The sequence below is a fragment of the Tessaracoccus antarcticus genome (assembly GCF_003688855.1).
GTDB lineage: Bacteria > Actinomycetota > Actinomycetes > Propionibacteriales > Propionibacteriaceae > Arachnia > Arachnia antarctica.
Genome location: NZ_REFW01000005.1, coordinates 47,170 through 71,257, shown reverse-complemented (window position 1 = coordinate 71,257; position 24,088 = coordinate 47,170). Strand labels below are relative to the sequence as shown.

17 protein-coding genes are annotated in these 24,088 nt (G+C 66.6%); 9 read left to right on the top strand and 8 right to left on the bottom strand.

Annotated features, from left to right (window positions below; genetic code table 11):
- Nucleotides 1-399: 399 nt before the first annotated feature.
- The 6 genes from EAX62_RS15115 (at nt 400) to EAX62_RS15090 (ending at nt 7,603) form a co-directional block, all read left to right on the top strand.
- Nucleotides 400-3,525 (top strand): Rne/Rng family ribonuclease, encoded by a 3,126-nt coding sequence (locus EAX62_RS15115; protein ID WP_121902567.1) that lies wholly within the window; start codon nt 400-402, stop codon nt 3,523-3,525.
- Nucleotides 3,526-3,696: 171 nt separating this feature from the next.
- Nucleotides 3,697-4,005: a 50S ribosomal protein L21 gene (rplU, locus tag EAX62_RS15110; RefSeq protein ID WP_121902566.1), complete on the top strand. Its 309-nt coding sequence runs from the start codon at nt 3,697-3,699 to the stop codon at nt 4,003-4,005.
- Between the two features lie 10 nt (nt 4,006-4,015).
- On the top strand, nt 4,016-4,273 hold the full coding sequence (gene rpmA, locus EAX62_RS15105; protein ID WP_121902565.1) for a 50S ribosomal protein L27: 258 nt from the start codon (nt 4,016-4,018) through the stop codon (nt 4,271-4,273).
- A 133-nt stretch (nt 4,274-4,406) separates the two neighbouring features.
- Nucleotides 4,407-5,906, top strand: a complete 1,500-nt coding sequence (obgE, locus tag EAX62_RS15100; RefSeq protein ID WP_121902564.1) for a GTPase ObgE — start codon at nt 4,407-4,409, stop codon at nt 5,904-5,906.
- Entirely contained in the window at nt 5,896-6,981 is a 1,086-nt protein-coding gene (proB, locus tag EAX62_RS15095) for a glutamate 5-kinase (protein WP_121902563.1), read from the top strand. The genes obgE and proB overlap by 11 nt, the downstream gene beginning before the upstream one ends.
- 106 nt (nt 6,982-7,087) lie before the next feature.
- Nucleotides 7,088-7,603, top strand: a complete 516-nt coding sequence (locus tag EAX62_RS15090) for a hypothetical protein (protein WP_147454130.1) — start codon at nt 7,088-7,090, stop codon at nt 7,601-7,603.
- A gap of 329 nt (nt 7,604-7,932) precedes the next feature.
- On the opposite strand, the gene EAX62_RS15085 is transcribed toward EAX62_RS15090, so the two are convergent.
- Entirely contained in the window at nt 7,933-8,601 is a 669-nt protein-coding gene (locus EAX62_RS15085; protein ID WP_121902561.1) for a hypothetical protein, read from the bottom strand.
- Nucleotides 8,602-8,849: 248 nt separating this feature from the next.
- Between EAX62_RS15085 and EAX62_RS15080 the strand changes: the two genes are divergently transcribed.
- Nucleotides 8,850-9,500: an HAD family hydrolase gene (locus EAX62_RS15080; protein WP_121902560.1), complete on the top strand. Its 651-nt coding sequence runs from the start codon at nt 8,850-8,852 to the stop codon at nt 9,498-9,500.
- Between the two features lie 79 nt (nt 9,501-9,579).
- Here EAX62_RS15080 and EAX62_RS15075 read toward each other — a convergent pair whose 3' ends face one another.
- From EAX62_RS15075 to EAX62_RS15055, 5 genes are all read right to left on the bottom strand, one after another.
- On the bottom strand, nt 9,580-11,466 hold the full coding sequence (locus EAX62_RS15075) for a sensor histidine kinase (protein ID WP_121902559.1): 1,887 nt from the start codon (nt 11,464-11,466) through the stop codon (nt 9,580-9,582).
- Nucleotides 11,467-11,513: 47 nt separating this feature from the next.
- Entirely contained in the window at nt 11,514-11,891 is a 378-nt protein-coding gene (locus tag EAX62_RS15070; protein WP_121902558.1) for a response regulator transcription factor, read from the bottom strand.
- Nucleotides 11,892-12,105: 214 nt separating this feature from the next.
- Nucleotides 12,106-13,737, bottom strand: coding sequence for a type 2 periplasmic-binding domain-containing protein (locus EAX62_RS15065; protein ID WP_121902557.1), 1,632 nt, complete (start codon nt 13,735-13,737; stop codon nt 12,106-12,108).
- A gap of 46 nt (nt 13,738-13,783) precedes the next feature.
- The gene (locus EAX62_RS15060) at nt 13,784-14,752 is read right to left on the bottom strand and encodes a carbohydrate ABC transporter permease (protein ID WP_121902556.1); all 969 of its coding nucleotides are present in this window, start codon (nt 14,750-14,752) and stop codon (nt 13,784-13,786) included.
- Complete coding sequence (locus EAX62_RS15055) at nt 14,749-15,723, bottom strand: ABC transporter permease (protein WP_233557996.1); 975 nt, start codon at nt 15,721-15,723, stop codon at nt 14,749-14,751. The genes EAX62_RS15060 and EAX62_RS15055 overlap by 4 nt, the downstream gene beginning before the upstream one ends.
- A gap of 182 nt (nt 15,724-15,905) precedes the next feature.
- Here EAX62_RS15055 and EAX62_RS15050 point away from each other — a divergent pair, with 182 nt between their 5' ends.
- Together EAX62_RS15050 and EAX62_RS15045 are read left to right on the top strand one after the other, a co-directional pair.
- The gene (locus EAX62_RS15050) at nt 15,906-17,903 is read left to right on the top strand and encodes a DUF2264 domain-containing protein (protein ID WP_121902555.1); all 1,998 of its coding nucleotides are present in this window, start codon (nt 15,906-15,908) and stop codon (nt 17,901-17,903) included.
- 87 nt (nt 17,904-17,990) lie between these two features.
- Nucleotides 17,991-19,625, top strand: a complete 1,635-nt coding sequence (locus EAX62_RS15045) for a glycoside hydrolase family 13 protein (protein ID WP_121902554.1) — start codon at nt 17,991-17,993, stop codon at nt 19,623-19,625.
- Nucleotides 19,626-19,815: 190 nt separating this feature from the next.
- Here EAX62_RS15045 and EAX62_RS15040 read toward each other — a convergent pair whose 3' ends face one another.
- Complete coding sequence (locus EAX62_RS15040; RefSeq protein WP_121902553.1) at nt 19,816-23,196, bottom strand: hypothetical protein; 3,381 nt, start codon at nt 23,194-23,196, stop codon at nt 19,816-19,818.
- 87 nt (nt 23,197-23,283) lie between these two features.
- Nucleotides 23,284-24,045, bottom strand: coding sequence for a glucose 1-dehydrogenase (locus EAX62_RS15035; RefSeq protein ID WP_121902552.1), 762 nt, complete (start codon nt 24,043-24,045; stop codon nt 23,284-23,286).
- Nucleotides 24,046-24,088 lie beyond the last annotated feature (43 nt).

Sequence of the window (24,088 nt, the reverse complement as noted above, 5' to 3'; positions counted from 1 at the left end):
CTCCCGCGTAGGGCCTGCTCACTATAACCACGCCCCAGCGCTCCACTCCTGACCCGAGCGCAGACAACCCTTGTGACCGCAAACCCCGCCCCCATGACGGTGTGGCCGCGGTCCGTGACGTCGACGTCGGGGCGAGATGGTGACATCGCCCGATCCCTGCTGTGTGCAACGGGAGACCCATCACCGGCGTGTGCGATGGACAGGTTGGGGTCATGCTGTGGAACAATGGTGACCAGGTCAGGCACCGCCGGTGCCAACCGGGGCCCGAGTGGGTGAGTCTGTACCGCGACGATGATTCGACCGCGGCTGCTCCTTGCACGAACCTCGCGGACCTTCAGTCTTGGTGTGAAGTTTCACAAACTGCGCCAGTCCTGCGCGTGACAGCGCATGAGGAGCCACATGCTCGAGAACGAAAACGGCACCACCCCCGCCGAATCAACACCCCAGCCCCCTGTGCGACGCCGCGCTGCTTCCCGCCCTGCGGGTCCGCCGCCGGAGGTCGCAGCCCCCGCCCCCGCTGACGTTCCCCGAACGGCTGCCGCTCAGCCCGACCCAGCAACCGGCGGCGGCGCCGCCGCCGGGGAAGCGCCCACAGCAACCCGTAGCCGTCGCGCCACCCGCCCCACCGGGGCCGTGACCGAGACTGCTGCCGCCGCACCGACCCGCAGCAGGAGCAGGGCCAAGGCCGCACCCGTCGCCGATGAGCCGGCGCAAGACGCCGCCGACACGGTCGAGACGGTTGCCGAAAGGCCGAGGCGCACCCGCCGTGCCACCAGCGCGGTGAAGTCCCCTGAGGTGCCTGCCGCCGCCGAGGCTGCACCCGTGGACGAGGAGAAGCCGGTCACTCGTAGCCGTCGCGCATCCCGTCCGGCAGCCGCTCCGGTCCCGGAACCTGTCGCCGAACAGGCGCCGGAACCTGTCGCCGAGGTGGTGACGGTCACCGAGCCTGCCGCCGAGGAGAAGCCACCCACCCGCCGTCGCCGCGCATCATCGCGTCCCGCCGCTGCCCCGGACTCCGAGACGGCCGCGGCTGCGTCTCCCGAGACAGGCCCCGAGAAGGCCGACCCGGCGCCCGCCGCCCAGGAGGAGGCCGCGGCTGAGGAGAAGCCGGCCACGCGCCGGCGTCGCGCCACCCGTGGCGCCGCCCCCGCAGCAACCGAAGCGCCCACGGCCGACGACAACGCCACGTCGTCGACGTCGGACGTTGGCGCGGCGCTGGACGCGCTGACAGCTGAGATCGCCTCCGGGAAGCCCGAGGCGGTGACCGACGAGAAGCCGAGCCGTCGCCGCCGCGCCACCCGCTCCGTCACCCCGGCTCCCGTGCAGGAAGCCCCCGCCGCGCAGGCGACCGACGAGGACGTTCCCGAGATGGACGGCATCGCCGCAGCACTCAGGATGGCGGAGGACGCAGCGAGGACCCGTCGTGGGCTCGTTGCGGATCCTTTCACCGTCACCGCCGAGACCCGTAGGGCACGACTCGACGAACTCGCCGGCGCCATCGCCTCCGGTGACGACGACGAAGACGACGACGACGAAGACGACGAGGACATCGATTCCGACGAGTCGGATGACGAGGACGACTCCGAATCGGACGACTCTGACGAGGATTCCGATGACTCGGACGACTCGGATTCTGACGACGCCGACTCTGATGACTCCGACTCGGACGACGACTCCCATGACTCGGAGGAGCGCGGCAACCGTCGTCGCCGCCGCCGTGGAGGCCGTCGCCGCCGTCGTGGTGGGAACAGGGATGACTCCTCCGACAGTGATGAGTCGCCGGAGACATCCGAGCCCACGTCGGATGACGACACCGTCGAGGAGCCGTCCTCCACGCAGGACGACAACGATTCCGACGGTGACGCCGAGAACGAGGACCACACGGGCAGCAGCGGAACAACGCGCCGCCGTCGGCGCCGCCGCCGCTCCGGCACCGATGCACCGGATTCCTCCAAGGGCACCGGCGAGGACTCCATCACGGGTATCGAGGGCTCCACACGCATGGAGGCCAAGCGCCAGCGGCGCCGGGAGAACCGGACCGCGGGACGCCGTCGCGCCCCGATCCTCAGTGAGGCCGAGTTCCTGGCCCGCCGCGAGTCGGTGGACCGCAAGCTCGTCATCCGCCAGAGCGAGGAGTACACCCAGCTCGCCGTGGTGGAGGACGGCATCCTGGTGGAGCACTACGTTGACCGCGCTTCCGCCACGTCGCTCATCGGCAACGTGTACATCGGCAGGGTGCAAAACGTGCTGCCCAGTATGGAAGCCGCCTTCATCGACATCGGCCGAGGCCGCAACGCCGTGCTGTACGCCGGCGAGGTGGACTGGAACAGCTTCCACGTGAGCTCTGAGGACCGCAAGGTGGAGAAGGTCTTCAAGTCCGGCCAGGCCGTCCTGGTACAGGTCACCAAGGACCCCGTGGGCGCCAAGGGTGCCCGCCTCACCGGTCACGTCTCGCTGCCCGGCCGCTACGTGGTCTACTCCCCGGGCGGTCACCTGTCCGGTATCTCCCGGAAGCTGCCTGACTCCGAACGGTCCCGCCTGCGGGACATCCTCAGCGAGGTGATCGGCGACTCCGAGTCCGTGATCGTGCGTACTGCCGCCGAGGGTGCATCGTCGGAGGAACTGATCCGCGACGTCAACCGGCTCAAGTCCCAGTGGGAGATCATCGAGAAGAAGATCAAGGGCGGCAGCGCTCCCACCTCGCTGTACAGCGAGCCTGAACTGACGCTTCGCATCGTGCGGGACCTGTTCACGGAGGACTTCGGTGCGCTGGTGGTGCAGGGCAATGGCAGCGAGGACGATTCCTTCGAATCCATCAGCGCCTACGTCGCCCACGTTGCGCCGAACCTGGCGGACCGTGTGGAACGTTTCCAGCCCGACGACGCGGGCCACGACGCGTTCGCCGAGTACAAGATCGACGAACAGATCGCCAAGGCACTGGACCGCAAGGTCTTCCTGCCCTCCGGCGGTTCGCTCGTGATCGACCGCACCGAGGCCATGACGGTCATCGACGTCAACACCGGGCGCTTCACCGGCTCGGGGGGCAACCTCGAGGCCACCGTCACCAGCAACAACCTGGAGGCGGCTGAAGAGGTGGTCCGGCAGCTGCGGCTGCGTGACATCGGCGGCATCATCGTGGTCGACTTCATCGACATGGTGCTGCCCAGTAACCGTGAGCTTCTCCTGCGGCGTCTCGTCGAGTGCCTGGGACGAGACCGCACCCGTCACCAAGTGGCGGAGGTCACGAGCCTGGGGCTGGTGCAGCTGACCCGCAAGAAGATCGGTACAGGCCTTGCTGAGGCCTTCACCGAGGAGTGTGAGCACTGCCACGGGGCCGGCTACATCCGCTTTGACGAGCCCGTGGACTCCCAGGCCCCCTCTGACGGCGGGGACCGCCGCAGCCACCCCGGTGGCGGCGGACAGGGGGCCAGCAACGGTGGCGGCAATCGCAACCGCTCGGGTCGTGGTCGCCGTAGCGGCGGTAGCGGCCACGGCGGTGGCGGTGGAGAAAAGAAGTCTGACTGACGCCAGCTGGGCGCCCGGTTCCCCGGTTTGACCCGGGCGCCCAGCCTGCGTAGAGTTGCCCATCGGTGCAACTGGCTCTGGTGTTCAGCCCGAGGCCTTGTACCCCCCGACGATCCGGCTGATGCCGGGGTCGTGTCAAAGACGTGAAATAGCTCAGAAGGTAGGTCAGGCGTGTACGCAATCGTGCGCAACGGCGGACGCCAGCACAAGGTTGCTGTTGGCGACATTCTGGACATCGATCTGGTGTCAGATAAGGTCGGCGGTACCGTCAACCTGCAGCCACTGCTCCTCGTTGATGGTGAGAACATCACCTCCGATTCCGAGGGACTGGACAAGGTCTCCGTGTCTGCCGAGGTCATCGGCAACACCAAGGGCCCGAAGATCCGCATCATCAAGTACAAGAACAAGACCGGTTACAAGAAACGCCAGGGTCACCGTCAGCGGTACACCCAGGTCAAGATCACCGGCATCGAGAACTGAGGGTCGAGAAATGGCATCCAAGAAAGGCGCGTCTTCGACGCGCAACGGTCGTGACTCGAACTCCAAGCGTCTCGGCGTGAAGCGGTTCGGCGGTCAGGTTGTCGGCGCGGGCGAGATCCTCGTCCGTCAGCGCGGCACCCACTTCCACCCCGGCATCGGTGTTGGCCGCGGCGGCGACGACACTCTGTTCGCCCTGGTCCCCGGTCAGGTGGAGTTCGGTGTGAGGCGCGGTCGACGCGTCGTCAACATCGCTCCCTCCGAGGCCTGAGCACACAAGCAGCAAGCATGAAGGAAGGGCAGCCCGGTCGGGCTGCCTTTTCTCGTTCCACCCGGGCTGCGCATCACCGGTGGGGCACCCGCGATGACAATGTGTCGTCGCACCAATGCAATGAGGAGTGAACATGGCGATCCCGTCCTTCGTGGACCGCGTGAAGCTGTCCGTCCATGCCGGCAACGGCGGCCACGGCTGCACGTCGATCCTTCGGGAGAAGTTCAGGCCACTCGGTGGACCCAATGGTGGCAACGGTGGCGACGGCGGATCGGTCGTGTTCCGCGTCGACGACAGCATGACGACGCTGGTGGAGTACCACCGGCAGTCCGTGCGCAAGGCCAACAACGGCCAGCCGGGCCGTGGTGACAACCAGCACGGCGCCCGCGGTCCGGATGTGATCCTGACGGTGCCCAGCGGCACCATCATCACCGACGTCGAGACCGGGCAGCAGCTGGCCGACCTCACGGCACCGGGGGAGGAGTTCGTCGCCGCGATCGGCGGCAAGGGCGGCCTCGGGAACGCGGCACTCGCCTCGGCTTCCCGCAAGGCTCCCGGATTCGCGCTGCTGGGTGAGGACGGCCAGGAGTGCCAGCTGCAGCTCGAGCTGAAGGTGGTGGCAGACGTGGGCCTCGTCGGGTTCCCGTCCGCCGGCAAGTCCTCGCTCATCGCGGCCATCTCCCGGGCACGCCCGAAGATTGCCGACTACCCATTCACCACGCTCGTGCCGAACCTGGGCGTGGTGGTGGCGGGTGACACCACCTACACCGTCGCGGACGTCCCCGGCCTCATCGAGGGCGCCTCCGAGGGCAGGGGCCTCGGCTTCGACTTCCTGCGCCACATCGACCGCTGCCAGGCCATCCTGCACGTCATCGACCTCGGTACCTACGAGCCCGGCCGCGACCCGATCGGCGACCTGGAGGTCATCGAGGGCGAGCTCGCCGCGCATGGCGGTCTCGAGGACCGTGTGAGGCTCGTGGCCCTGAACAAGGTGGACCTCCCCGACGGTCCGGGCCTGGCCGAGCTGGCCCGCCCCGAACTTGAGGCGTTGGGCCACACGGTGTTCGAGATCTCCACGAAGACCGGCGAGGGACTCAACGCGCTGAAGTTCGCCATGGCCGACCTGGTGGCCGCTCGCCGCGCCACACTCCCGGAGCCGACGCCCGCGCCCGTCCTGCGTCCTGGGCCGGTGTCACGCGGCAAGGGGGCCCCGGAGTTCGACATCGTCAAGAAGGGCGACGGTGACGGCGGGTTCATCTGGCGTGTCCGTGGCACCAAGCCCGAACGCTGGATCCGCCAGACGGACTTCGCCAACGCCGAAGCCGTGGGCTACCTCGCGGACCGGCTCAACAGGATCGGCATCGAGGCCAAGTTGCTGGAGATCGGCGCCCGGCCCGGGGACGCCGTCGCCATCGGTGGGGAGGATGCCGTGATCTTCGACTTCGCCCCGCAGGTGGACATCGGTGCCGAGATCATGTCCCGCCGCGGTGAGGACGATCGCATGGACTCCGAGCGGGCATCCGTGACCCGCCGTCGCCGCATGGACTCCGAGTACCACGCCGCCAAGGCTGCTGTGGACCTCGCCACCGACGGGTACCAGGGCGGAGAGGACCGCGCTGCTGATGCGCAGTGAGATCGCTGACGCCGATCGCATTGTCGTCAAGGTGGGCTCTTCGTCCCTGACCACCGCCGACGGCGGCTTCAACCTCGAGAGGGTGCACCAACTGGCCACCACCCTGTCGGCGCTGCACCACTCCGGGCGCCGGGTGGTGCTCGTCACCTCCGGCGCCATTGCGGCCGCGCTGGGGCCGTTGGGGCTGCACCGTCGCCCACGGGACCTGGAGACCCAGCAGGCGGCGGCCGCCGTGGGTCAGGGTCTCCTCATCCGCCACTACACGGAGGCGTTCGCGGAGCACGACGTCATGGTGGCGCAACTTCTTCTGACGGTGGAGGACGTGCTGCGGCCCACCACGTACCGCAACGCGCTGGACACCATGTCGCGACTTTTCCGGCTGGGTGTGGTGCCCATCGTCAACGAGAACGACACCGTCGCCACCCACGAGATCCGTTTCGGTGACAACGACCGCCTGGCCGCACTGGTGGCCCATCTCGTGCGCGCGGACGTCCTCTTCCTGTTCAGTGACGTTGAAGGTCTCTACACCGCCCACCCGAGCGAACCGGGCAGCGAACTGATCCGCCACGTCGATGACATTTCGGCCCTGCGGGTGGACACGTCACGCCTGGGTTCCAAGGTGGGAACCGGCGGCATGGCCACGAAGCTGGAAGCGGCCCAGATTGCGGCGCAAGCCGGGATCCAGGTGATCCTGACACACGCCGACAACCTCGACGCCGCACTCGCGGGGGAGGATGTCGGCACTCACTTCTCACCAGTGGGCAAGCGCAGGCCACGGCGACTGCTGTGGCTGGCTCACGCGGCGGAAACGCGGGGACGCCTGCACGTTGACGCAGGCGCCCGGCATGCCCTGAGGACCACTCACGCCTCTCTGCTGGCGGCGGGCGTGGTGAAGGTGGAGGGTTCTTTCGACGAGGGCGAGCCCGTGGACATCGTGGGCCCCGACGGGGAACCGTTCGCCCGCGGTTTCGTCGGCTACTGTTCGCGGGAACTCGGCGGAATGCTGGGGCACCACGGGGACGAAGGCGAAACGCTCCGTCCCGTGGTGCACCGGGATCAGTTCATCGACCTCTGACCACCGGTACCGCAGGGCCCACTCGCCTCAGTTGCCGGTGTGGGGGAGAGATGGACGGTTCGGGGTCTTCGTGTGACTGGGGCTCGGTGAGCTACCCTCGCTGGGCTTGGCGCTCCCTGAAGGAGACGGGCTCGGCGACGGGCTCGGCGTCATGGATTCCGAGGGCGACGGCGATGGGCTCGGGCTGGGCGTCATCGAGGGGGATGGCGACGGGCTGGGCGACATCGACTCCGACGGGGATGGCGATGGGCTCGGGCTGGGCGACATCGACTCCGAGGGGGATGGCGACGGGCTGGGCGACATCGACTCCGACGGGGATGGCGACGGGCTGGGCGACATCGACTCTGACGGGGATGGCGATGGGCTCGGGCTGGGCGTCATCGACTCCGACGGGGATGGCGACGGACTGGGCGACATCGACTCCGACGGGGATGGCGACGGACTGGGCGACATCGACTCCGACGGGGATGGCGAAGGGGTCGGGCTGGGCGACATCGACTCCGATGGCGACGGGCTCGGTGTCATCGACTCCGACGGCGACGGGCTGGGGGTCATCGACCTCGATGGCGATGGCGATGGGCTGGGTGTCTGGCTCATCGTCGCCGAGGGCTTGGGAGAGTAACCGGGCGACGGCGACGCCGTCGCCGACGGGGCGTATTCAGCCGATGCCTGGAGAAGCGGGACGGCGAAGCCGATCCCAAGGACCGCCAGTGCGGCTAACGACGTGCGTGCGACGTGACGAGGCTTGGGCGACATGATGGGCCTTCCGATATGTTCAATCCGACAAATCTGACCTTAAGGCAGATGATGCTGCGATGAACAGTATTCGTAACAAACAGCCCCAATAAATATAAAACCTCATGTGACTACGACGATTGATCCGTTGCCTGTGGTGAGCGGTCAACGGATCAATCGATCGACATCATGTGCCCGCTGCGTGTGGGCGCCTTGTCAGTTGCCGGTGTGCGGAAGTCCCGGGGTGGGTGCAGTCGAGGGCGCCGTCGCTGTGGGGATCGCGCTGGAGGACGGTGAGGTGCTCGGCTCGGCCGACGGGGTCGCGGTGGCAGAGGGAGTCGCAGTGGCAGAGGGAGTCGCAGTGGCGGACGGCTGCAGGCTCTCCGACGGTGATGGGCTGGGGGATGCCTCCACCTCGGCCAGGAGCTCCAGGGGGGTGACGGAGGGGAACGTGTCCGTTGCTTCCCAGCTGTGGATCAGGCGCCAGCCCTCGATGCTGCCGGGGGTGGGCGCGGACTGCGTGGCCCCGACGTCGTAGAACTCCCAGGCGGCGAGGTCCTCATCGGTGTGGGCATAGGCCCACCAGTCCTGCGGGCCCTTGACCTCCGGTACGCCATCGATGGTGTTGATGAATCCGGAATCGTCGACGCCCGCCACGAACCCGGCGCTCGCAAGGGCTTCCACGCCCGTGCCGAACTCGGTGGCGCAGCCACCCGTCACGGCGTCGTCGGTCTCGACGAGGACCCAGACATTGCCTGCGTCGAGGCACGCCGCGGTGGGGCTGGGGTCGGCAGAGGCCTGGAGGAGTGGGACGCTGAAGCCGAGACCGACGACCGCCAGGGCGGTGAGGGTCACGCGGCTGGTGCGGTGCTGGAGGAGTGACATCAAGAGAGACCTTTCGGGATGTGCCTCCGCCACCCCGATGAGGACGTGGGTGTCCGCTGGTCGCGACGGAGCTTTCACTGCTGTGTCCCGCCCCTCGATCCGACTTCCCCTCACGAGAAGGGGTCACGGTTGCGCGACAGTCCCGGACTTGCACCGGGTTCTGGGGCTCGACGGGCCCATGCTAGGGCAGCGCCGCCAGTCATGGACAATGGGGTCCACGGAAGTTGGACGTCAAGCACAGGAGGACCATGCACGCCCAGGCCATCATCTTCGACATGGACGGCACCCTGATGGAGACCGAGGAGCAGTGGGACGTGGTACGGCGACAGCTCGCCGCCGACGCCGGCCTGCCATGGCCCAAGGAGGCAACGCAGGCGATGATGGGCATGAGCACGCCGGAGTGGAGCGGATACCTCGTCTCGACGGTGGGGCTGCCCATGAGTGCTCCCGAGGCGGCGGAAGCAACCATCAACGCCATGGCCGAGCACCACCGCGCAGGCGTTGAGCTGCTGCCGGGGGCCATCGCGGCCGTGCGGCGGATGGCCGAGACCTACCCCATCGCCATCGCCAGTTCGTCGCCTCGCCGCCTCATCGACGCCGGCGTCGAGGCCATGGGGATCGGGGATCTGCTGGCGGCCAGCGTGTCGACGGAAGAGGTGGCGGCCGGCAAGCCCGCGCCCGACGGATTCCTCCGCGCCGCCGAGCTTCTCGGTGTGGATCCGGGCGCCTGCGTGGCCGTCGAGGACTCCACCAACGGCGTCCTGTCCGCCCTGGCCGCCGGCATGGCCGTGGTCTGCGTGCCACCGGCGTTCCACCCGCCCAGCGACGACGTCCTGGCACGCACCACAGTGCTGGGGACCCTCGACGAGCTGACGCTCGACCTGATCGCCGCGATGTGAGCCGGACGAGTCCGCTACCCGGGTGGTGAAAGATCTTCCGGTGGAACTCAGCGCCCAGGGGTTCGACAGCCCGATGACGTCATTGGCGCACGAGGGAGGGTTCGCGGAGCTGCGTTGGCAGGGTCAGTACCACGGTGGTGCCCACGCCCTGCGTGGAGTCGAGGAGGAAGGTGCCGCCGTGGGCCTCCATGATGGAGTCCACGATCGACAACCCCAACCCGGTGCCCGGAAGGCCGTGGGCGTTGCCAGCACGTCGGAAGCGTTCCAGGACGTGGGGCAGGTCGTCGGCGGGGATGCCGATGCCCGTGTCCGTGCATGTCAGCGTGACATCGCCATCGACACAACGGATATTCAGGTCCACCCTGCCGTCGCGGCCCGTGAACTTCAGCGCGTTCTGGGTGATGTTGGTGATGGCCCGCTCAATCTGTCCCGGGTCCCCCTGGACGGTCAGGTTGTTGTCACACGGTGTGGCCTGACAGCGCAGCTGCACGCCGGCCGTGTCCGCCATGGGCGTCAGCGACTCCACCACGCGGCAGGCGAGTGCAGCCATGTCCATGTGGGTGCGGACGGCGCGGGCCTGGCCGCTGTCCAACTGGTTGACGGTCAGCAGATCCTCGATGAGGTCGCGCAACCGCGCGATGTTGCGCTCCACCACGCCCATGGCATGGTGCTGGTCGGCGGAGAGCTCACCGAGATCACCCTCCTGCAGCAGACTCAGCCAGGCCACCACCGCGGTCAGGGGTGTGCGCAGCTCGTGGCTGGTGGTGGCGAGGAAGCGGGTCTTGTCCTCGTCGAGCGCCCTGGCGGCCTCCATCACCGACTCCAGCGCCAGCGACGCCGCCAGGTGATGGCTGCTCAGTTCCAGGGCTTCGGCATCGGAGTCGCTCCAACGGCCTCCCTCCCGGTACACCAGTAGCGTCCCCATGGGCTGCCCGCCAAGATCCAGGGCAACGGCTGCCACCGGTGAATCCTGTGCGTGCCCGGCATCTGCGGGGATCGGCAGCGGATCCGGCAACCACGACTGGTCCCCGGGGGTGATGTGCAGGGCTGAGTGCGATGGGTCGCCCTCGGGCAGGACGGCCACAGCATTCAGATGCAAGCCCTCGGCGAGGGCTTCCAGTGCACGCCCCCAGCCGTCCGTCGAGCCGGTGACGGCGAGATGGGCGGCCACCCTTTCCGCAAGGAGGTGGCTGTGGATGGTCGCCTCGTGGGTGGCGCGCAGCCCATTGTTGAAGTCCGAGAGTTCGTTGATGGCCACGGCGAGCCGGACCGCCTCGGAGAATCCCTGGTCCGTCCGTGCACGAATGGCCAGGTCGCCGGCGACGCGCGCGTCCACCATCTTTCGGAGCTGGGTGAGAGGCCGTGTCAGCCGGCGCACGTAGTGGCGTGCCATCAACGCCACCAAGAGCAGCGCGGCCAGGGTGGCGGCGCCGATGGCGACGGCGCCACCCAGGATGATGGCGTCGTGCTCCATGCGACGCTCGGTGCGGGTGTCCTCCAACTCCTTGGTCACCTCGATGAGGGCCTCGCGTGCCAACGGATACTCGATGGAGGCCACGTTCCGTGCGGTCATGTCGGCGCGGAGCACGTTGTCGCTGGCCACCAACCATGCTGTCAGTCGCTGCGCCGCATCCGTCGTCGCCACGGAGCTCCCAGTGACTTCAGCGACCAGTTCCAGGTCCGGAATGGACTCCCTCACCCTGGCCATGGCGTCGTCAGCGATCCGCGGCAACCACGGGTCGTAGGTGGAGGCGGCCAGCATGAGGGCGTTCTGCGCATCCGCGAGCTTGAGCGACAGCGAGGAGACGGCATCGACGGAGCGACCCACCTCCTGCCGGAACTGGTCGAGTTCCTTGCGCTGCAGGAAGATGGCCGTCAGTGACACGGCGGCGATCACGATGATGAGCGCGGCCAGGCCGAAACTGATCTGCTTCAACGACCGGGACAGTGGGCGGGCGGTGATCATCGCTGTCCTCCAGCGGTGGGGGAGTGCGACACGACCACTCCCATGGGTCAGGCCCTCCCCGCCAGCGCTGTGACGCGGCTCACGAGTTCGCGGGGCAGGAACGGTTTGATGACGTAGTCGTCCGCGCCTGCGGCAAAACCGGAGTCGACGTCGACGTCGCGGGCGCGGGCCGTCAGCAGCAGGATCCGGGTGCGTCCCTCCGGTACCGATGCCCGGTACGAGGCCAGCACGTCCAGCCCGGAGAGGCCGGGCATCATCACGTCCAGAATCGCCACGGCGTAGCTGCCGCCGAAGAGTTCGTGGGCGGCGCGGGTGCCGTCCTCCACCGCCGTCACGTCAAAACCCGCCCGACCGAGCTTGAAAGCCACCACGTCGCGAATGTCGGGGTCGTCCTCGGCGACGAGGACGCGCAGGGGGTCGGTCATGGGGGATCATCTCCGGCTGTGAGCCGGGGTCGCCGGCAGTGGTCGCAAAAAACAGCGCTGGCCGTTCCCCCTTGGTCCAACTGCGCTGGCAGGAGAATAGCAGGCCCCCTCGACGCTGGGTCGAGGAGGCCTGCCCCAGGTTGGTGACGACCGGAGCCGGTCACGGGTGCCACACGGCCCCTGCTGATCACGACCCCCGGGCTGAGAGGTGGAACTACTTCTTGCGTCCCGCGTCGACGTAGGCCTGCGCAAGCTCATCGGCCATTTTCTGCCCATGGTCCTTCCACCACTTGTCGGCGGCGGGCTTCCAGTCTGATACCTGCTTGCGACCCTGAACAATGTCACCCTCGAGCGCGCCGAACTCGGTCAACGCCTCGGCGAAGTTCTTCTCCTGCTCCTTCGAGTACAGGTAGACGGCGTCGTTGTACAGGGCGTTCGGCATCAACGCACGGATGAGAGTGTCGAGTTTCTGCGCAGACTCCTTGTGGCCGGGAAGATAGTTCGGCACCTTGGCATCGACGATGTACTTCACCCCGATCTGACTGTTCGCGCCCCCGGCCGGGGTGGGCTCGGGGTCGCTGCCGTTGAGGGTGTAGTCCACGCCCTCCTTCCCGTACTTGACGTCCAGGAACTCCTGCGTGCCGAACGGTGCGGCCAAATAGTTGGCCACCTTGAGCAGCGTCTCGACCCGGTCACCGGCGTTCTTGTTGATGGCCGAGCGCCCGAACGAGGGGAAGCTGACCCACATGTGGCCGTCGCCGCCGCCCTCGAAGGCCGGAATCTCGCAGCCGCCGAAGTCGAAACCGCTGGTGGCCCCCACCCAGTACTGCGCCCACGCGGTGAACGCGTCAGGGTTGAAGTACCCCTTGCCCGTCGAGAACCACAATTTGGTGTTGGGGCTGCTGAAGGCGTCCGGGTTCATCAGTCCGGCCTCCACCCATGACCGCTGCGCCTCGAGCGCCTGTTCCATCTCGGGCACCATCCACCAACTCTGCATGGTCTTGCCGTCGTAATTCCAGAAGTTGGGCATGCCCAGCATGTTCTTGATGTACTGGCCCGGGACGCTCGTCGAGGCCCACACGCCTCCGCGTGGGTCGTTGATTTCCTTGGCGAGGTCGAAGAATTCCTGGAAGCTACCCCACGTGCCATCGATGCCCTTCGCCTTGAGCATGTCGTCGCGCTTGTACAAGATGCCGGACGACATTGCGCCGCGGGGGCTCGGCAAGCCGTAGAGACGACCGCCGAAACGTCCTGCCTCCCATGCATCAGTCGGGATGGCTGCCAGGTTCGGGTACTTCAGGATTGCATCCCCTGAGAGGTGATCTGACAGGTCCAGACAGGTGGCCTGCACCATGGCAGGCATGTCGGAGACCTCGGCGATGAAGAACATGTCGGGCAATTGCTGACCCGCCAGGGTGGTGCTGAATTTGGTGGAGTATTCACCGGCCGGGATCTGTTGGATCGTGAGTTCCGAGCCGATCTTGTCGTTCAGGTTCTGCCATGCCGTGTTCTTGGGCGGCTGCGCCGTGACGGGTGAAAAGGTCTGGGTCAAAATGCTCACGGGCTTGCCGTCGCCTGCCATCTCGGTGACGGACTGAAATGGGTCGCTCGGGTAGTTGAAGAAGGTGTCCGGAATGTTGACGTCGCCGGCAATGTCAGGCTTCGGTCCGTTCTCCAGCGGACGGTAGGTGGGAGCCGGAACGGCGTCACCACCGTTGGCGCCGCCCTTGTCGGTGGGGTTGTCGCTGGACGAGCCGCCCCCGCATCCGGACAGCAGGCCACCACCGCTCAGGGCAGCGATGGCCAGCGAAGCATGGACGAACTGGCGACGAGACAGGGGCGTCATGATTTCTCCTTGTGTGGTGTGGTGTGGTGAGGGAACGCGCGTCGGATCAACCCTTCACCGCACCGGTCAGCATGCCCGTGGTGAAGTGCTTCTGCAGGAAGGGGTATACGCACAGGATGGGGAAGATGGCGATGATCAGCATGGCCATCTGGAGCGCGGGTTGCGGCGGAAGCGCGTCGACGGCAGCACCGAGATCACCCTGCGACAGTTGGGCGTTGTCAAGGACGTAGGTGCGCATGACGAGCGTGAGCGGCCACTTGCTCTGGTCGGAGAGATAGAGGAGGGCGTTGAAGAACGAGTTCCAGTAGCCGACCGCGTAGAACAGGCCAATGACTGCGAGCACTGCTTTCGACAGCGGCAGCACCAGTCGGGTGAAGATGTGCCAGTCCGAGGCTCCGTCCAGGCGCGCCGACTCGAACAACTCGTTGGGAATGTTCATGAAGAAAGCGCGCAGCACGATGACGTTGAATGCGCTGATGAGGCCCGGCAGGATCAGTGACCAGTACGAGTTGAGGAGGCCAACCTGCTTGACCGTCAGATAGAGCGGAATGAGTCCGGGGCTGAAGAGCAGGCTGAACAGCAGCACCAGAAGGATGGGTTTGTGGAGAAGGCTTCCAGGGCGGGAAAGGCCGAACGCCATCATGGAGCTCACGGCGAGGCTCAGCAGCGTGCCGACCGTGGTGACGCCGATGCTGACGAGCAGTGCGCGAGTCACCACACCGCCGGTCAGGATCGAGACATAGGCGCCGATGTGGAAGCCGTCAGGCCACAGCGTGAAGCCGCCAGCCTGGTTGAGGTGCTCAGAGGTGGACAGTGACGTGGAGATGATGCCGAGGAAGGGGATCATCACGGCCGCTGTGCAGACCGCCAGGACCACGCCGATGAGCAGCCTTTCACCCCCGTTGGGGGCCTGCTGTCCGTTCTCGAGCGTTCCTCGACGACGTCCGCGCAGGGATCGTGTCGTCGAAGTCGTGGGGGCGTTGACGTCCGGTCGCACCGGTGTGACGTTGCTCATGCTTTGTACACTCCCTGTTCCCCGAACACGTGGGCCAGTTTGTTGGCGCCCAGCACCAGTAGCGTGCCGATCACGCCCTTGACGAGACCCACCGCGGTGGCCTCGCCCCAGGAATTGCCGACGACCCCATGGTTGAAGACGTAGGTGTCGATGACCTCGCTGGCATCGATACCCACCGCGCGCTGTTGCAGGATGATCTGTTCGAAGCCCACAGACAGTGAATCTCCCAGGCGCAGAATCAACAGCAGGATGATGACGCCGCGCAGGCCTGGCAGCGTCACGTGCCAGATCTGTCGCCATCTTGACGCGCCGTCGACAGCAGTCGCCTCGTACAACGAGGAATCGATGCCGGAGAGCGCCGCCAGGAACAGGATCGTGGCCCAGCCGGTGTCCTTCCACATGACCTGGCTTGTCAGTAGTGCGATGAACAGGTCGGGATTGCCAATGATGTCGAGGGTCGTCGCCCCATGCTGGCGCAGGAAGGAGTTGATGAGGCCACCGCCGCCCAGGATCGACTGGAACACAGCGACGACGACCACCCAGCTCAGGAAGTGCGGCAGATACAGCACGCTCTGCACCGCGCGCTTGATCCGGAGCGACATGACGCTGTTCAGCAGCAGCGCCAGAATGATGGGTGCCGGAAACACCAGGACACTCTGAATGAGCGTGAGGACGAGAGTGTTGCGTACGGCCCCGAGGAACGCGGGATCGCCTTCCGTGATCACCTTGAAGTTGTCCCACCCCACCCAATCACTGGTGGCGATACTCAGGTAGGGCTTGTAGTCCTTCCACGCGATCACGTTTCCGGCCAGGGCGGCGTAGTGAAAGGTGATCAGGACAGCCAGACCCGGCACGCACATCAACAGCAAAGTCTTGTCGCGCCCGAACCGATGGGTCAATTTTTTGCGCGGTCTGATGCCGGCGACGGTCTCGCCGGACGACGCCTCCGGTAGTGCGGCTGACTTGGACACCAGCGTCCTTTCCACAACCATCCCGACCAATCCGAGGGGGAGGGGCTCCCAATGATCGAGACTGTAACCGCCCCCGGGGTCAACGGAATACGTCTGGGCACACTGAACTGGGCGCTTGATCCGTCAAGGCAGTCACGCGCGTCCCGCAAGGGTGTTAGCTGTGTGCAGAGAGGAGTCGACGCATGGTGGAAGACCAACTCGCTCCGTTCACCGGATGGAGTCGTCGTCGGTGGGCGGGCCTGGCCGACAGAATGCTGCTGGCCGTGCGTGCGTGTGCTTCGGACGATCATGCGCAGATAGTCCCCCCGGGGCCCCACGGGGCTTTCGGCCGCGACGTGGACGGCCTGGAGGGGTTCGCCAGAACCTTCCTTCTCGCCGGCTTTCGGCTCGCGGGGGAAGGGGGGCAGGACCCACTCGGCCTGGCGCAGTGGTACTCCGAGGGCCTCGCACACGGAACGGACCCGGACAATTCCGGGCGGTGGGTCCGCCCCGACGAGTCAGGCCAGGCGAAGGTGGAAGCTGCATCGGTGGCGCTCATTCTCGACATGACGCGGCCGTGGATCTGGGATCGACTCGACGATCGTGTCCAGCAGCAGGTGGTCTCGTACCTCGCTGTCGTCGTCGGCGATGACGCCTATCCCCACAACAACTGGCGCTGGTTTCGCGTCATCGTCCAGACCTTCCTGCGCTCGGTGGACGGTCCGTGGTCCAGGGAGGAAATCGAGACGGACCTGGCATTCCACGATTCCTTCCAGCGGCCGGACGGATGGATCGCAGACGGGCCACTGCGCGCCTTTGACCATTACGGCGGGTGGGCACTGCACCTGTATCCGGCCCTGTGGGCACGCATGAGTGCCGCGGAGGACCTCGCTGCGGACAGGCTGGAGCGTGATCGGGACCGGTTGGACCGCTACCTCCTCGACGCTGTCCGGCTCATCGGTGGTGACGGGTCTCCGTTGTTCCAGGGTCGTAGCCTGATCTACCGGTTCGCCGCGGCAGCCCCGTTCTGGGTGGGCGCCATCAGTCGCGTCCCCTCGCTGAGTTCCGGAGTGCTTCGTCGGGCCGCTTCGGGTGTCATGGCGCACTTCGCGCCCCACCTCGGGCAGGAAGGCGCCGCGTCAGCGCTGCTCAGCGTGGGGTGGCATGGGTCGTGGCCAGCGATGGCCCAGCACTATTCCGGTCCGTCCTCGCCGTACTGGGCGGTGAAGGGGATGCTCGGGCTCTCCCTCCCTCCCACCGATCCCGTATGGACGAGTCGGGAGGAGCCACTGCCGTTGGAGCTCTCGGATCAATTGTTCACCATACGCGCGCCCGGTTGGTTGGTCAGCGGGACCAAGGCCGACGGCATCGTCAGGGTGATCAACCACGGCACCGACTACGGTCGGGCAGGTCTGCAGGCCGGCGATGCGCCCAACTACGCAGAGTTCGGCTATTCCACGGTGACGTCGCCCAGGATGACAGCTGCCGCTCGCACCGATCCAGTCGAGCAATCGGTCGTGCTGCTCGACCCATCGGGACGCTCGACGCATCGCACCGGCTTCACGACGGGCACCATCGGGCTCAGCCACGTCGGCGCCGAGGTGGCGGTCGGCTCGTCCGTGGCTCGAGCCCATTGGCTGACAGAGGCGTCGGAGTACCTCGACTACGGCCCGGGGGCCTCCGGTGAGGCCGTCGATGCTGCTGCGCTGCGCACGGTCTCCGTGCTGCGAGGCCCCTGGGAGATCAGGCTCGTCCGGATCGAGGAGCTTCCCGAGAACCTTTCGCCCATCACGGGGATGACGCTACGACTGGGCGGCTGGGCCGTCTCCGGGGACGAACCCACGTACCAGTGGTCCAACGGCGCCGACGTGCGGGCGGGGGCTTTGTTGGGCGGCCTCCGCTCGCTCGTGTTCGGCGCGGCCGGTTTCGATACGGCGGGTGTGCGTCGTGAGCACGACGTCTCACCGTTGGGCGGCACGACCCTCACCCCCTGGCTGACGGCCCCCGTGACGCCGCACCAGTGGTTCGCCGCGATGTTGTGCCTGGATCGTCAAACCCCCACGAGAGTTGATGCGCGGAGCACCCTGTCGGTGCCCCGCATCGCATTGACTGCCAATGCCGAGCAGCTCTGGATCCGGTGGGGCGAGGGCGTGGAGAGCACCGTTGAGCTGTCCGGCCTGATGAAGACGGAAACCCTGTGACCGCACCACGTGGCACCATGATTTCCAGCGTGGAATCGAGGGCTGAAACGCGCAGGTTGACGTGGCGAAAGACCGAGGAGTTGAGCCATGAGTTCCGATGGGCCCTGGTGGCACCAGGCAGTGATCTACCAGATCTATCCCAAGAGCTTCGCCGACGGCAATGGCGATGGTGTGGGCGATCTGGCCGGCGTCCGGGCGCATCTGCCCTACCTCCGCGACCTGGGAGTGGATGCACTGTGGTTCACGCCGTGGTACGTCTCACCACAGGCCGACGGCGGCTACGACGTCACGGACCACCGCGACATTGATCCAGTCCTCGGGACGCTGCAGGAGGCCGAGGAACTGATCCTGGAGGCCCTCGACATGGGGATGCGGAGCATCATCGACGTCGTAGCGAATCACGTTGCCTCAGATCATCGATGGTTCACGGCCGCTGTGGCATCGGCAAAGGGTTCTCCCGAGCGCGCCCGGTTCTGGTTCCGGGACGGGGTGGGGCCCGGGGGCGCCTCTCCCCCCACGGGTTGGGTCTCGCCGTTCGGCGGGGGGACGTGGTCGAGGGCCCCAGGGGGCAGCGACCAGTGGTATCTCCACCTCTTTTCACCCGGACAGCCGGACCTCAACTGGAATCATCCTGAGGTTCGCGCCGAGTACGAGGAGATTCTCCGATTCTGGTTCGATCGGGGTGTGTCTGGAGTTCGGATCGACTCGGCTGCTCTGCTGATGAAGGACCCGACCCTTCCAGAGGTGGGGGATGACGTGACTGCCCGTGGTCATCCGTTTGAAGATCGCGATGAGGTGCACGAGATCTACCGCAGCTGGAGGAAGGTTGCGGACTCCTACACGGATTCGAAGTTGCTCGTGGGGGAGGTGTGGCTTGAGGATCGCGACCGGTTGGCCCGCTACGTCGGGCCGGATGAGCTCCACACCGTCTTCGGGTTCGACGTCATGGCCAGCCCATGGCAGCTGACGAGATTGCGCGCAGCGATCGAGGACACCCTGCGGACCCATGAGCGGCTGGCTGCACCTCCGGCATGGGTGCTGGGAAACCATGACGTCACGCGAGCGGCGACACGTTACGGACGCCGGGACACCGGCTTCTCGTTCGCGGACAAGGCGTGGGGCATCGAGACAGATGTGCAGCTGGGACGGGAGCGGGCGCGTGCCATGGCGCTGTTGTTGATGTCACTCCCCGGTTCCTTTTACATCTATCAGGGGGAGGAGCTGGGCCTGGACGAGGTTGAGGACCTGCCCCAGGGCGTTCTTCAGGACCCGATGGTGGCCCGCTCCGGCGGCACGAACCCGGGTCGGGACGGCTGTCGAGTGCCGTTGCCGTGGCGGGCCAACGCACCGGGTCTGGGATTCAGCACTGTGCCTCCAACAGCTGCCCCGTGGCTTCCGCAGCCGTCGCGCTGGGCGGACCAAGCAGTTGACGTACAGCAGCACCAACCGCATTCAACGCTCGCGCTCTACCGGCGGGCGCTACTCCTGCGCCGCCAGTACTTCGCCCACGACGATCCGGTGGTCGAGTGGTTGGACCGGGGCCCGGACGTTCTCGCGTTGCGCCGTGGATCGGGCGTCCAGTGCATCGTCAACATGGGCACGCGAAACCACCTACTTCCCGCTGGTGATCAGATCCTGATCACCAGCGACTCTGCCGCACCGGGAGACACTCGAATCCTTCGTCCCAACACCGCCGTGTGGTGGCGGTCACGACCGTCTTGACGACTTCTTCATTGTCGTGGGGCATTTCCGTTCCCACTTATGTCGCACCCTCGAATACATCCTCTGGCGAATACATCCTCTGGCAGCTCAACGACTGCTGGCCCGCTACGTCGTGGGTGACTCCGTGCGGCGATGTGTGAACGACCTGGTGGTGCCGTGAGTCATCGCCGGGCCGAGCGCGCGGGGGCCGTCAGATCCGCCACGTGACCTGGCGACCCAGAGTGCCGACGTAGGTGTTGGCGTCCGTGTCGGCCCTGAGTTCCGCGAGGTGGGCCGAGACTGCAGAGGTCTTGGCGATGATGCCCAACCGCTCGGAGGTGTCGCGGTGGAGTTCCTTGGACGTGAAGTCAGCCATGGCAGCCAGGGCGTGCTCCGCGTGTGCGATGTCGGTGTCGCGCTGGGACACCAGACGCGCCGTGTACCAGGAGGAGTCCACCACCGAGCGGCGGGTGAACGTTTCACGAAATTCCGGGTCCTTCAGCGTCAGGCCCTCGGCCGTGGCACCCGTCGCCATCACCTCGAGCAGTGCCCTGACAGGGGGGACGGCCAACGCGATGGTGCCGTCGTCGATGTAGGTCTGTGCCACGCGCTGATGCGTGGTGACGATGGTACGGATCGCTTCAGCGAAGGTGTCCATGTCCTGCTGTTCCGGACGCAGCATCTGCTCGGTGAACACGACGTGCGGGTGGAGGAAGATCCGGCCAAAGTACTTGGATGTGAACTTCGACGTCATCCGGTATCCGAGCCGGCTTGCCAGGACGGTCTCGCCGTCGTGGTCGAAGTCCTCCAGCGGCTCGAGGCAGCCTTCCTTGATGAGGGAGGCGGCGTCGCGCTCGGCCGGGGTCATGCGGGAGAACACCTCGGGCACGAGCAGGCTGATGTCATGGTCCACGCGGACCTTCGGGCCGATCACGCCGGCGCTGGAGAGCCATCCGTCGTACTCGGTGAGGGCGAACGACAGGAAGGCGGCGTTGAGGTCGATGATCGAGGGCAGTGGGTTGAACGGCCCCTTGGTCATGGCGCCCTCCGAGCCGGCACCGGTCGTCGACGGCGACTTGCCCGTCATGGAGCTGATGAACTCCATGAGCAGTTCGGGCAGGTCCATCCAGTGCAGCGGCGAGTAGGAGCACAACGGGGGCACGCCAGGCTCGGCGGCGTTGTTGCGCCGACCTGCCGCCACCACGTCGACGCTGTGCGCGCTCAGGGTGTCTGTGGGCTGCTTGCGGAAGAGGTGCGTGGCGAGATCGGCGATCGCTGTGGCCTGGGGGTCCGCCAGGTCGGGGCGCACCTGCAGGTAGCGCGGGTTCTTCGACGGCTTGCCGTTCACCAACCTGGGATGGGCGGACGAGACGAAGTACTTCGGGAGCGCCTCGCCGCCGGCGGCCGAGCGACGGATGAGTCCCTGGATGGGCGGGGAGAACTTGCTGAACGCGATGGCGTCCTCCACCAACTTCTTGGCGTCGTCGCGCGTCAGGGGCTGAAAGTTTGAGAGGAAGGTGCCGCCGGAGGCGATGTCGGCCTCGGCCTGCTTGTCGTAGCCGCGGTGGATGGCGTCGTCGGGGCGCTGGAACAGAAGCCGCTCGCAGTTGGTGACGAACTTGCGTGACACGTCCATACCGGTCACCCGCGGGGGGGCGATGATGCTGGCGGTGATGTCGTCCTCGGTCTGCACCTTGGCGGCGGGGTGGAAGTCGTGGCGCAGGCCGAAGAGCCGCCAGGAGCCGTCGGGCTCGAAGCCGACGCGGAGCATGTTGACGTGCACCTTCTCGCCGTCGACGCGGAGCGAGGTGCCCTTGCGGCCGTTGACGATGCCGGTGGAGAAGTGGCTGGGCCAGTCATCCCCCCACTCCGGGCGGTTGAAGCGTTTGACCACGTACAGGAGTTCCTTGATGTGGTGCGGGATGGACTCGAGCCACTCGTTGTACTCGGGCGTGTAATCAGAGTTCGGGGACATCAGCTTGATGACGCTGCCGATGCTGCGGCGCTCGGAAAGGATGGGGCGAAACTGTGACGGCTCGCGGGCCGGATCAACGAAGCGTCCCGTGTAGTCCCGGTCGAGAATGGCCTGGACGGCGGCGATGTCGGCGTCGATGTCGGCGACGTAGGCGTTGCCGGAGATGATGGCATCGGTGATGGCCTTCGAGATCTCCGACTTGCCCCCACCGGAGACGGTGGCCGGCTTGTGGCACGCGGTGGCGTCAGGTGAGGTGCCCACGAGGGTCCACTGGCTGCCGTCGGTGTCCACGTGGTGCAGGTCCACCATGTAGCCGTCAGGACCCATGTAGCTGGTTTCGGCTCTCAACTGGATGTGGCCCTTGACGCCAGCCACTTCCCACGAGACGCTTCCGTCGGAGATGCTGTAGGTGGTGCCGGCGGGGACCAGCACCACGTGGCGGTTCTCCCGGTCCAGGGCATGTCCCTGGTGTTGCGGCACGAAGCGTTGCGGGTCGCGGGCCACGACGTCGGCGAGGCTGTACGCGGGGTCGCAGTTGTGCGAAAAATGGCCGCCCAGGTTGTAGCGGGGGAAGACGATGGCGCCGCCGGAGTGCTCCTCCTCCACGAGACCCGTGAGGTTGGCGGAGTAGCTGATCTGCGCCTTCACCTCCTTCTTGCAGTACCCGAAGTAGTTGTCGGCGATGACCGTGACGATGACGCCGCGCTCGTCGCGGGCGCACAGCTTGAACGCGGTGCCGTGGTTGTACAGCTCGTCCTCGCTCTCCCAGCACATGCCGTCGCGGCGCTGGCGTTTTGTGGCGTCGTCGACATGCGGCAGGCCCAGCTCCTTCTTGTTGAGCTTCGTGAGGTGGGGTGCAAGGACCACTGCGCCCGTGTGGCCGGTCCAGGATTCGGGGTCCAGGGACGCGTCGTTCTGGGGGAGGTACGGGTCGCCGGCGTTACCGAAGATGCCCTCCACGAAGTCGAGGTTGGCCATGAGCGTGCCCGGCGCGAAGAACCGGATCTCCAGCGTGCGTTCACGGGAGAAGCCGGGGACGGCGGGCACGACGATGGGTCGCAGTTGCAGCGACGCCCAGCATTTCGGGGGTTCGACCTCATCGGCGCCGTAGGGCAGGACCATGGCGTCGGTGGGAGGCTGGAACGCGGCCTCCATGATGCGACCGAACACCTCGCGCGGGACGGCGATCTTGTCGTCCTGGATGGGCAGGCCGCCCTCGGCGATGTGGAACACGCCCTTGGTGGTGCGGCGGTCGTTGGTGGGGTTGTGCAGCACCCCGTTGACGAGGCGATAGCTCGTCAGGTGTTCGGAGGCGAACTGGTCGCCGTCCATGGGCAGGGAGAGGGAACGCGCCAGGCCCGGCTGGTCCAGAACGAAGGTCTGTTTCGGCAGCTGGGGGGAGGTGCCCGTACCCTCCAGGTAGCTGTCCAGGAACGACTGGATCCGTGAGTCCACAGCGGGCAGCCTGTGGGCGAGCCGACGGTTCAGTTCGCGCTGTCGCGCGAGGATCGGCTGGACAAGTTCCTGGCCCGCGCTGTGGCGCGAGTGCTCCGGCATGGGCAGCCCCAGCATCCCGAGCCGCAGGTTGATTGCAGCGTTCTCCGCATATTTCGCCATACCCCACTATCGTCCACGGGTCGGACGGCGAGTACGCCGGGGCGGCCCAACGGCAGCCGGGACATGTGCTACTCCTCTGCGGTCCCGCTACCAGCAGCAGTAACCGCCGTCGACCAGCAGGTCGACCCCGGTGATGTAGCTGGCCGCAGGGCCCAGCAGGAACAGGACCGGGCCGGCGATCTCCTGCGGGTCGGCGAGTCGGCCCAGCGGTGTGGTGTCGGCGAACTCCGCGACGAGATCGGCTACCTCCGGGCGGCGATTCATGGGGGTGAGTGTGTAGCCGGGGCTGACGGCGTTGACCCGGATCCCGAGCGGCGCCCACTCCACCGCCAGCGACTTGGTCAGGTGGACGACCGCAGCCTTGCTGGAGTTGTATTGCACCTGTGTCAGGTTGCGATTGGCGATGGTTGCGGAGATCGAGGCGATGTTCACGATGGCTCCTCGTCCATGCTGCTGCATGACCCGCGCCTCCGCCTGGCAGGAGTAGAACACCCCGTTCACGTTGGTGTCGAAGACGCTCTGCCACGCACTGGGGGACAGCTCCAGCGCTGGCGTGCCCGCGCCGACCCCGGCGTTGTTCACGGCAAGGCTGAGGGGGCCGAACCTCTGCTCCACCGACGCTACAGCCGCGGCCGCCTGTTCGGGGTTTGTCACATCCCATTCGATGGCCAGGGCGCGACCGCCGGCGCTCTGGATCCGGCTCACCGTCTCGGCAGCGCGTACCCCTGACCGTGCAGCACACCCGACGGCGACGCCGGACTCTCCCAGGGCCAGTGCGATGGCCTGCCCGATACCACTGGACGCGCCGGTGACCAGCGCCACCTCTTGCCGGAGGCCAAAATCAATCATGGTCACATACTGCCCGGTGGTGGTGCCTGGTACGGCGAACCCG

Coding starts and splice junctions, on each gene's coding strand:
- EAX62_RS15115 (WP_121902567.1), top strand. CDS start 400: ATGCTCGAGAACGAAAACGGCACCACCCCCGCCGAATCAACACCCCAG.
- rpmA (WP_121902565.1), top strand. CDS start 4,016: ATGGCATCCAAGAAAGGCGCGTCTTCGACGCGCAACGGTCGTGACTCG.
- obgE (WP_121902564.1), top strand. CDS start 4,407: ATGGCGATCCCGTCCTTCGTGGACCGCGTGAAGCTGTCCGTCCATGCC.
- proB (WP_121902563.1), top strand. CDS start 5,896: ATGCGCAGTGAGATCGCTGACGCCGATCGCATTGTCGTCAAGGTGGGC.
- EAX62_RS15085 (WP_121902561.1), bottom strand. CDS start 8,601: ATGTCACTCCTCCAGCACCGCACCAGCCGCGTGACCCTCACCGCCCTG.
- EAX62_RS15080 (WP_121902560.1), top strand. CDS start 8,850: ATGCACGCCCAGGCCATCATCTTCGACATGGACGGCACCCTGATGGAG.
- EAX62_RS15075 (WP_121902559.1), bottom strand. CDS start 11,466: ATGATCACCGCCCGCCCACTGTCCCGGTCGTTGAAGCAGATCAGTTTC.
- EAX62_RS15070 (WP_121902558.1), bottom strand. CDS start 11,891: ATGACCGACCCCCTGCGCGTCCTCGTCGCCGAGGACGACCCCGACATT.
- EAX62_RS15065 (WP_121902557.1), bottom strand. CDS start 13,737: ATGACGCCCCTGTCTCGTCGCCAGTTCGTCCATGCTTCGCTGGCCATC.
- EAX62_RS15060 (WP_121902556.1), bottom strand. CDS start 14,752: ATGAGCAACGTCACACCGGTGCGACCGGACGTCAACGCCCCCACGACT.
- EAX62_RS15050 (WP_121902555.1), top strand. CDS start 15,906: ATGGTGGAAGACCAACTCGCTCCGTTCACCGGATGGAGTCGTCGTCGG.
- EAX62_RS15045 (WP_121902554.1), top strand. CDS start 17,991: ATGAGTTCCGATGGGCCCTGGTGGCACCAGGCAGTGATCTACCAGATC.
- EAX62_RS15040 (WP_121902553.1), bottom strand. CDS start 23,196: ATGGCGAAATATGCGGAGAACGCTGCAATCAACCTGCGGCTCGGGATG.
- EAX62_RS15035 (WP_121902552.1), bottom strand. CDS start 24,045: ATGATTGATTTTGGCCTCCGGCAAGAGGTGGCGCTGGTCACCGGCGCG.